Source organism: Ectobacillus sp., assembly GCF_056992975.1.
This window is the reverse complement of the sequence record NZ_JBXKMX010000009.1, coordinates 1-9,143: the sequence shown is the minus strand read 5'-3', so window position 1 is coordinate 9,143 and position 9,143 is coordinate 1. Positions and strand designations below refer to the sequence as shown.

Sequence of the window (9,143 nt, the reverse complement as noted above, 5' to 3'; positions counted from 1 at the left end):
TCTGGGCGGCTGGAGTAAAGTTGGGAAAGATCTCTATGGTGATGGCGGTATTTGGGATCAGGTCGTTACAGGGAAATAATGACTTTGCACAAAACTAGCCTTAGGGAACTAGTCTATTCCTTCGTGCAAGTTCTAGATTCCATGTTTTACTAGATTGTTAGTAAAGTTAAGGAGCAATGCTACGGAAGCAGCATTGCTCCTTTTAGTATGATGAATTTAACGAATCAATAATTTTATCTCGCAGTAACGTGGATTTTGATCACCACTTCAAGGTTTTAGTAAAACGAAACTAAGTAGGGGAGGCCTGTAAATTATTATGAAAAACTTAAGGTGAATATAGTGTTTAACCTTTTGAATTTGTAATCGGAGATGATGAAATATGAATACTTGGGGCCAAATGTACAATCCACTACATAACAGTTGGTTTTCCCGGTATGGTAATGAATCCAAAGAGTGTAGTGAGGGAAAAAATACTGTTATCAGTACTTCTTAATCTCCCTCTTGCTCGGAAAGGGTTTTCCATCCAATTGCAGTAACGTCGTGTTCCAGACTCAGCTTACCAACAATTTGTTCTATTAAAAGGGCTTTCGATTTATCGCTATGAAGTAGTGCTCTTACGGATACTTTGTTTCCACTTTCGATTTCTTCACTGTACAATTCTTGTAACGCTAGTCCTTCTGATAGTACCATCCGAGATAGTGCTTCTCGAATGCTTGCTTCATGTTCATCCAAGCAGGATACTGTAATTTCATAGAATAGATTTTCTTGAGAAAGATCCTTTGACTTTTTATTCATAAATAATGCAACTGGACGAAGGAAGATATTTGCTAACACGACACCTATAGCACCTATAATGCTTACTTTTATAAAACCTGCTCCAACTAACGTTCCTATGGCTGCAGAACACCATAGTGTAGCGGCTGTATTTAATCCTCGAACAGTAAAACCTTCTCGCATAATAACTCCTGCACCTAAAAAACCGATGCCGCTAACCACTTGGGCAGCTATTCGAGTTTGGCTGTTATCTCCTGGCGTCAAAACCGATAAAATGACGAATAAACATGCTCCAAGTGAAACAAGAGCATTTGTACGTATTCCGGCCATGCGATGTCGCCATTGACGTTCTGTACCAATACATGCACCAGCGAGTATAGCTAACAACAACCGAATGGTCATGTCTTGCCAAGGCATATGTATCATCTCCATAAAATATTTTATTCAAACAAGGAAAAGAACAGTATCTCTCATCAATACCCGTATTATGAAGGAATGAGTCAGGTGACGTCAACTATTATCAAGCTTGTGCTAGACTTATCATACAAATAATATATATATTTGTATAATATTGACTAATAGGTTGAATGGGTATATTATTAAGCTTAAATTAATAGTTAGTGTATTGTACATGTAATTTTTAAATCATGAATATGAAATTCTTATCTAGAGAGGTGGAGGGATAGGCCCTGCGAAGCCTCAGCAACCCCTAGTACGTATAGGAAGGTGCTAATTCCAACAGAGTAACTTTTGTTTGCTCTGAAAGATAAGAGGTCGAAAATGTGAGCTCGTGGCCTCTTATAATAGAGGCCACTTTTTATTTTTTTACACGTCATTTTCGTGCTAATAACGAGATTCATTGGAAAGGAGTTGTTTAATATGGAGAAAGAGACTTTGATGAAATCACCAGATATATACGATAAAATTGTGGCACATTCGAAATTATTAGGATTCCATCAGTCGTGTGACACGAAAACAGGATTTTTATTAAAAGGGCTAGCAGCGTCAAAAGCACATGGAACATTTTTAGAGCTTGGAACGGGAGCTGGTGCATCTGCAGCTTGGATTGTTGACGGAATGGATCAAGATAGTACACTCATTTCCGTGGACATCGATCCTGCACTCCAAAAAATAGCCCACACGTATTTAGGAGACGATAAACGCGTCACATTTCGTTGTGAAGATGCAGCTATCTTTATTCGTAATATGGAGGAGACGTTTGATTTTATTTTTGCAGATACATGGCCAGGAAAATTTGAACTTTTGGATAAGACGTTAAATCATTTAAATGTAGGTGGATTTTACGTTATTCATGATTTACTTCCTGATATGAGCGTGCCTGAGGAGTACCGTGTGAAAGCACCAAAGCTCATACATAAGTTACGTGAAAGAAGTGATTTAGTTATAACAGAAGTAGATTGGGGGACTGGTATTCTTTTAGCGATTAAGACAACTGAATAGATTGCTTCTTTGATTATGTAATGCATCTAACGTAATGTTAGTTACAGGAACAAAAGGCTATAAAAATAATCCCTCCATATAGAAGGGATTATTTTATTAAGATTGTTTTATAGATTTCCGATAACGGTATTGTAACCATTGATATCGAATAAAGCAACCAATACAAAAACCAAGAATTGCTACAAATGCAGCAATAGCAACCATTGTTGTAAAGATATATGCTACAAGCGTCCAGTTTGCAAGATAACTAATTAGTCCACCAGCTAAGCATGCAACTGCAATAATTTGATTGAATTGTTGTTGATCCCAATCTTCAAGAGCATATTCGGACGGTTTTTTTCTTAAAAATAATTTTGCCAAACGCATTACCGGATTAAATTGAAAGAATAGACCCATAAGACCTGCAACTAATGGGAATGCCAGCAACCATGCTTCACCAGAAATCCATGTCGCTACTACGCTTATTACGATAACCCATTGATTCGTTCTAACTAGAGGACGAGGAATAGACCGAACTGTTTGTGACATTTTATTCATACCTTTCGTATAGGGAATATATGAATTTTACATCTTTTTTTATGATTTGTGAAGTGTTTTGTTTTTTGTATGTCGGACTTTATAAATCAAACTCTATCCTTTTTATGATGAGTGAAAATCGTTACTGTTGCTCAATCCCAGTAGCGCTTTTTCTGCTAAAGTTGCGAAATAATGGGCGGTGATAGATAGAGCACGTTCATCTAAAGTGAAAGAGGGATGATGCCATTCTTCGGTACCAGACGTCCCCATAAAAACGAAAAAGCCTGGAACCTCCCTTTGGTAGTAGGCAAAGTCTTCTCCTGCCATTGAGGGCTGCGGATCTACAATAGAAAGTCCATTTAAAGTTGCTGCATTTTGGCATAATTCCATAAGTAGAGGATCATTTTGAATAGACGGCGGTCCTGGATACCAATGAAACGTTGTTACCCCTCCCAATGCAGATGCAACCCCCAGAATAATTTGACGAATTTTTTCAGGAATGGTGTTGCGTACATCGTCTTGAAAGGTTCGAACAGTACCTTCTAATGTAACAGTTCCGGGAATTACATTCCATGTGTTTCCTGCATGGAGGTTTGTTACACTTATTACCGCACTATGAAGGGGATTTATACTTCGACTGACGATGGATTGCAAAGCTAAAATGATGTGAGATGCTGTCACAATTGGATCGATTCCTCTATGCGGAGCAGCTGCATGAGTTCCTTTTCCATCGATTTGAATTTCAAATCGATCTACACTGGCCATTAGTGGTCCTTCTGTAATCCCAATTGTTCCTACAGAGAGATCTGGCTTGTTATGCAAACCAAAAATAGCAGTTACATCGTTTAGTAGTCCTGCCTCTATGACGTCTTTAGCTCCACTGCTATTTTCTTCTGCTGCTTGGAAGATAAATCGTACGGTACCTTTAAGATGTTTTTCTTTCTGTTTTAATAAATAAGCAGCACCTAGGATGGAAGCGGTATGAAAATCATGACCGCAGGCGTGCATCTTGCCAAGGTTTTTTGAAGCGTAAGGAAGATTTGTTTCTTCAGTAATCGGCAATGCATCAATATCTGCACGAAGAGCAATAACAGGTCCGTTTCCCTTGATTTCTGCTATAACACCTGTTTCGAGCGAAGATGGCAATATAGATATATCAGCATCTTCTAGTAGTTCTCTAATGTAGGCTGACGTTTGAAATTCTTGCCGCGATAGTTCAGGGTGTTCATGTAAATGTCTTCGGATTTCCACTAGTTTATTTTGCAAATGATGAACCATGGCTTGCAGATTCGTTTTAGTCATATATATCCGCCCTTTCACTTTGGTTAATCCTCACATACTATTAAAACTTTTGTACGAGAGTTTATTTTCTTATAAAAATAAGGCACCTATCCATTTTCTAACTCGGTAGGTGCCTTTGGTAATCCAATCAGCATTTATAAAAGTATATACATAATAATCTCATAATTCTTATAAGTCAAGATGGATTTATGTTTATATAGTGTTCTAATAGAAACAATGATTGATCTGAAAAATAGCATTGACAACTTATCTAAATCAATTTATATTGAATTCAATGATTAAAACCAATTAAACAAATGTGTAATGTATATTATAAGTCAAATAGCAGTTTACATTTTTAATAGAAAGCTAGGTTTCGCGTAACTCGAAACATACAAAATGCTGATTGGAAAACCAAAGGCGCCTGTTTATTAGGGGTCTTTTTGATTTTTTTCGCTAGCAGTAGGTAAGGAGCAATTATCTCATATATAGAAGAAAACTGGCTTTTTAATAATAAATTCGTAGGAGGATTTCAAATGGGGCATATCATTTTAATTTCTGGTGGGGTATCAAAAAATTCGAGAACGGCTAGGGTGATTCATCATATTGCATCCTTTATTGAGGAGCGTAAAGGAAGTTCGCAAACTTACGAGGTAACTGATTTTCGCGCTGAAGATGTATTATTTGCAAACTTTGAAAGCTTAGCTATACAAGAATTTGCTACGAACGTACAAAATTCGAGTGCAGTTATTATTGCAACACCAGTTTATAAGGCGACCTATACTGGAGCGTTAAAGGCGTTGCTAGATTTATTGCCGCAAAATAGTTTAAAGGGAAAAGTAATCATCCCCATTGCAATCGGTGGTACCCTTAATCATGTTCTTAGTATTGAATATGGCTTAAAACCTTTAATAGGAGTACTGGGCGGTGAGCATGTGCTTGCTGGAACATTTATTTTGGATGAATATGTATCTGCAGATGGATCGATTACGGATTCCTATACAGCAGAACGTTTATATACGTCAGTAAAAGAACTTTTATTATCTACTAGTCTAGTTCCAAAAAAGTAAATGCATTAACTTTATATTCTAGGAGAAAATTTTTTTTAGAAATAGGACAGATAGTAAGTTATACATTAAGAAACAAGCTAGGATTTTTCATAGAGAACAAGGGACGATTCTATTAGGATCGCTCCTTGTTTTTATTTTGTAAATGGGTAATGCATGTAGTTTTACATATATAAAGAAAACAAATAAAAAAGAATCATTTACAAACTATTTACGCAACTCTATTTAAAATTAATATTTGTTTAATATCACTTTTACTTTGTTTGTTTAGTATTTTAGTTGTTAAACAAACAAAAACAAAAACAAAACAAAAATGGGAGGCACGTTCCGATGAATTTCAAATCTTTACTTAAGATTGGAACAGCAGGGGCACTATCTATATCATTACTGGTTGCATGTTCAACAAAGCAAGCTGAACCTGCAAAAACAACAGACACAAAGGTTTCTTTGGAAGACATTACAAAGAAAGCAAAAGAAGAAGGTATGGTTACTTCAATTGGTATGCCAGATTCTTGGGCAAACTGGAAAGGTACTTGGGACGATTTGCAAACAAAATACAGTATCAAACATACTGACACGGATATGTCGAGTGCAGAAGAACTTGCAAAGTTTGAATCTGAAAAGGATAATGCAACAGCTGATATCGGAGACGTTGGTATCGCATTTGGACCATTAGCAAAACAAAAGGGATTAACACAACCTTATAAACCATCTCACTGGGATGAAATTCCTTCTTGGGCTAAAGATGAAAACGGAGATTGGGCAGTCGCTTATACAGGTTCAATCGCATTTATTACAGATAAAACAAAAGTGAAAAATCCTCCTAAATCGTGGAAAGATCTTGAAAATGGTGATTATAAAGTAACAATTGGAGATGTACTAAAGGCGAACCAAGCGCAATTTGCAGTACTAGCAGCAGCATTTGCAAATGGCGGAGATGAAACGAATATTAAACCAGGTATTGATTTCTTTGCTAAGCTTGCAAAACAAGGACGCCTTAAAACAACGGATCCAAAAGTAAACACGCTAGAAAAAGGTGAAGATGCAGTATCTATCGTTTGGGATTTCAACGGATTAAATTATCGTGACCAAATTGACAAAAACCGCTTTGACGTAGTAATTCCGCAAGAAGCTTCTGTTATTTCTGGTTACACAACAATCATTAACAAGTATGCAAAACATCCAAACGCAGCAAAACTTGCTCGTGAATATATCTTCTCTGATGAAGGTCAAGCAAATCTTGCACGTGGATATGCACGTCCAATTCGTGAAAATGTAAAATTACCAGAAGATGCAAAGGCAAAACTTCTGCCAAGCGATATGTATAAGAACGTAAAACCTATTAAAGACTTTAAGGCTTGGGAACAAACGACTAAAACATTAATGCAAACTTGGCAAGAACAGGTGTTAATTAATGTCAAATAAGCTCATCTTTATTATGCTAGACGGTCTACGCTATGACACAGCCGTTTCTCAAATGGGATATGTACATCATCTCGTTGAAAAAGGATTTGCTGCAAGATATAAAGTGGAATCAGAATTACCAAGTCTTTCTCGTCCACTTTACGAAGTACTCTTAACAGGTACACCAGCATACAAAAATGGTATTACTACGAATCAAACGGTTCGGTTGTCACATGAAGAAAGTTTGTTTCATTTGACAAAGAAAAACGGTTTAAAAAACGCATCAGCATCGTATTATTGGGTGAGTGAACTTTATAATAAAGCACCTTTTAATCCAGCAACAGACAGAATACAACTAGATAGTAAGAATCCTATTGAACATGGTATTTTTTACTGGGAGGATCATTATCCAGATTCTCATCTTTTCGCGGATGCTAATTATTTATTGCAAGCCTATCATCCAGATTTCTTGTATGTACATTCAATGAATATTGATGATGACGGACATAAATATACGGCTGATTCAAAGGGATATCGAAATCGGGCTATTGCAACTGATATTCTTTTAGCAAGTGTTTTGCCAAGTTGGATGAAAGCCGGTTATCAAATTATTATTACAGCTGATCATGGAATGAATGATGATGGACAGCATGGCGGAACGACCTATGCAGACCGGGATGTCCCTTTGTTTATCATTAGTGACCGTGTACAAGCAGGAGTCCATGATGAAGTGATTCCGCAATTACAAATCGCGCCGCTCGCATGTGAATTGCTGTCAATCCAACCATCCGTATCTATGCAGCGTTTATCTTTTCCTTTTGTTAACGAAACATCATTCATCGAAGATTAGACGTACATATTGGTTTATGTCTGAATCGATATGAGAATGTTAAGATAAGAGAAGTCAAGTAAGTTGCAAGAATGAGTTCATTTCGTGAGGTGACGCAAAAAGGGATCTGTTTCTCTCTTTTCACGTCACCTTATTCTTTATAAATATGTTTGTTCAAAGCGTTGAAGGGAGTTTTTATATTGAAGCGAATCAATGGAATGCTCGTGTATAGTATCGTACCGTTCTTTATTTTCGTTATTCTTTTTTTATTGATTCCACTTTGCTTTATGCTCTATGGAAGTTTTCAAGAGGATGGAGGCACAGGGTTCACATTGAAGCAATACGAGGAAATATTTAAGAATCCCTACTATCATCAAGCCTTTCAAAATAGTATTCTTATTTCTTTTTCGTCTAGTCTCATTGCTATTATAATAGCCGTATTTGCAGCATACTCGATTACACGCTTTTCAAAAACGATACAAGATCGAATTCTAATATTTGCTAACCTAACTTCCAACTTTGCTGGTATTCCATTAGCCTTTGCTTTTATTGTATTGTTAGGAAATAGCGGCTTGTTTACGATTCTTTTTGAAAAATTAGGGCTTTCTGTATTTCAATCGTTTAATTTATACTCCTGGACCGGGTTAGTGCTCATTTATGTTTACTTCCAATTACCGCTAGCTGTCATGTTGCTTTATCCCGTATATCAAGGAATTCAAACACAATGGAAGGAAGCGGCATCTTTATTAGGGGCTTCTACGTTTCAATTTTGGTTTCGGATTGGAGTGCCTATTATGCTCCCAAGTCTGGCAGGAACATTTAGTATTCTATTTGCTAACGCAATGGGTGCCTATGCATCGGCCTATGCACTTACTGGAAGTACGTACAATCTAGTAACAATTCGCATCGGTGCACTTACAACGGGGGATATTTTTGCCCAACCAGAGCTTGGAAGTGCCATTGCCTGCATTCTTGGTTTAACACTTGTCATTGCAATGGTAATCAATGAATGGCTAACTGGTAAAGTACGGAGGGATTTATCATGAAACGTTCTGGTTTTCACTATGTATCGATTGGAATTGTTTTTCTCTATTTAGTTGTTCCTCTCATTGCTACTCTGGCTTATTCCTTTGCAACGCAGTGGCATAAAACCGTTTTACCGGAGGGATTTACATTTGAGTGGTATGTCACCTTATTCAATGATCCGCGATTCATTAATTCGCTTGTTCGGTCTCTTCTTGTCACTGTAGGAACAACAATTCTTGCACTTGTCATTATGGTTCCGGCCGTTTTTTCAATCGTTTTATATGCGCCAAAATTGGAAAAATTCATCCAAGCTATCATTGTTATGACATATGCAATGCCAGGGGTTATTATAGCCGTTGGATTGATTCGGGCATACTCTGGAAGCGGAATTTCTATGGTATTGGTTACAATTGGTGCTTATTTTGTAAGTATTCTCCCGTATATGTATCAAGGTACACGAAATAGTCTTCGAAATGTTAATGCAGCAACGTTAATGGAGTCCGCCCAAATTTTGGGAGCAAGTCAATTTACTGCATTTAGAAAGGTAGTTTTACCAAATATCACTTCAGGAGTTCTCGTTTCATCTTTGCTTTCTTTTTCTATTTTATTTGGAGAGTTCGTACTTATTAATATGTTAGCCGGTGGAAATTTTGAAACTGTCCAAATTTACTTATATAAAAAACTAAATGAAAGTGGGCATTTAGCAAGTGCCATTGTCGTTTGTTACTTCCTCTTAATCTGTATTCTCTCTATTGTTATTGTTAAAATGATTCGAACAAAAAAGG

Annotated in this window: 9 protein-coding genes and 1 riboswitch; of the genes, 6 read left to right on the top strand and 3 right to left on the bottom strand. The window is 36.9% G+C overall.

All coding sequences use genetic code 11. The features are described 5' to 3' along the window. Positions 1 to 489: 489 nt before the first annotated feature. Positions 490 to 1,191 (bottom strand): MgtC/SapB family protein, encoded by a 702-nt coding sequence (locus AC11ZT_RS00460; RefSeq protein ID WP_484057721.1) that lies wholly within the window; start codon positions 1,189 to 1,191, stop codon positions 490 to 492. A gap of 242 nt (positions 1,192 to 1,433) precedes the next feature. After that, positions 1,434 to 1,547, top strand: a riboswitch (SAM riboswitch). A 106-nt stretch (positions 1,548 to 1,653) separates the two neighbouring features. Here AC11ZT_RS00460 and AC11ZT_RS00455 point away from each other — a divergent pair. Further along, positions 1,654 to 2,235: an O-methyltransferase gene (locus AC11ZT_RS00455; protein ID WP_484057720.1), complete on the top strand. Its 582-nt coding sequence runs from the start codon at positions 1,654 to 1,656 to the stop codon at positions 2,233 to 2,235. A gap of 96 nt (positions 2,236 to 2,331) precedes the next feature. Here the strand turns inward: AC11ZT_RS00455 and AC11ZT_RS00450 are convergent, their stop codons facing one another. Together AC11ZT_RS00450 and AC11ZT_RS00445 are read right to left on the bottom strand one after the other, a co-directional pair. Further along, positions 2,332 to 2,763: a DUF4395 domain-containing protein gene (locus AC11ZT_RS00450; RefSeq protein WP_484057719.1), complete on the bottom strand. Its 432-nt coding sequence runs from the start codon at positions 2,761 to 2,763 to the stop codon at positions 2,332 to 2,334. Positions 2,764 to 2,874: 111 nt separating this feature from the next. Beyond that, positions 2,875 to 4,038 carry a M20 peptidase aminoacylase family protein gene (locus AC11ZT_RS00445; protein WP_484057722.1) on the bottom strand — a complete coding sequence of 388 codons (1,164 nt, stop codon included), beginning with the start codon at positions 4,036 to 4,038 and terminating at the stop codon, positions 2,875 to 2,877. 530 nt (positions 4,039 to 4,568) lie between these two features. Here AC11ZT_RS00445 and ssuE point away from each other — a divergent pair. From ssuE to AC11ZT_RS00420, 5 genes are all read left to right on the top strand, one after another. Then, positions 4,569 to 5,102, top strand: a complete 534-nt coding sequence (ssuE, locus tag AC11ZT_RS00440) for an NADPH-dependent FMN reductase (RefSeq protein ID WP_484057718.1) — start codon at positions 4,569 to 4,571, stop codon at positions 5,100 to 5,102. A gap of 327 nt (positions 5,103 to 5,429) precedes the next feature. Beyond that, positions 5,430 to 6,524 (top strand): ABC transporter substrate-binding protein, encoded by a 1,095-nt coding sequence (locus tag AC11ZT_RS00435; RefSeq protein WP_484057717.1) that lies wholly within the window; start codon positions 5,430 to 5,432, stop codon positions 6,522 to 6,524. After that, on the top strand, positions 6,514 to 7,353 hold the full coding sequence (locus tag AC11ZT_RS00430) for an alkaline phosphatase family protein (protein WP_484057716.1): 840 nt from the start codon (positions 6,514 to 6,516) through the stop codon (positions 7,351 to 7,353). The genes AC11ZT_RS00435 and AC11ZT_RS00430 overlap by 11 nt, the downstream gene beginning before the upstream one ends. Positions 7,354 to 7,532: 179 nt before the next feature. Next, entirely contained in the window at positions 7,533 to 8,378 is an 846-nt protein-coding gene (locus AC11ZT_RS00425; RefSeq protein WP_484057715.1) for an ABC transporter permease, read from the top strand. Continuing rightward, positions 8,375 to 9,143 (top strand): ABC transporter permease (locus AC11ZT_RS00420; protein ID WP_484057714.1); only part of this gene is annotated, 769 nt, incomplete at its 3' end. The genes AC11ZT_RS00425 and AC11ZT_RS00420, both read left to right, overlap by 4 nt.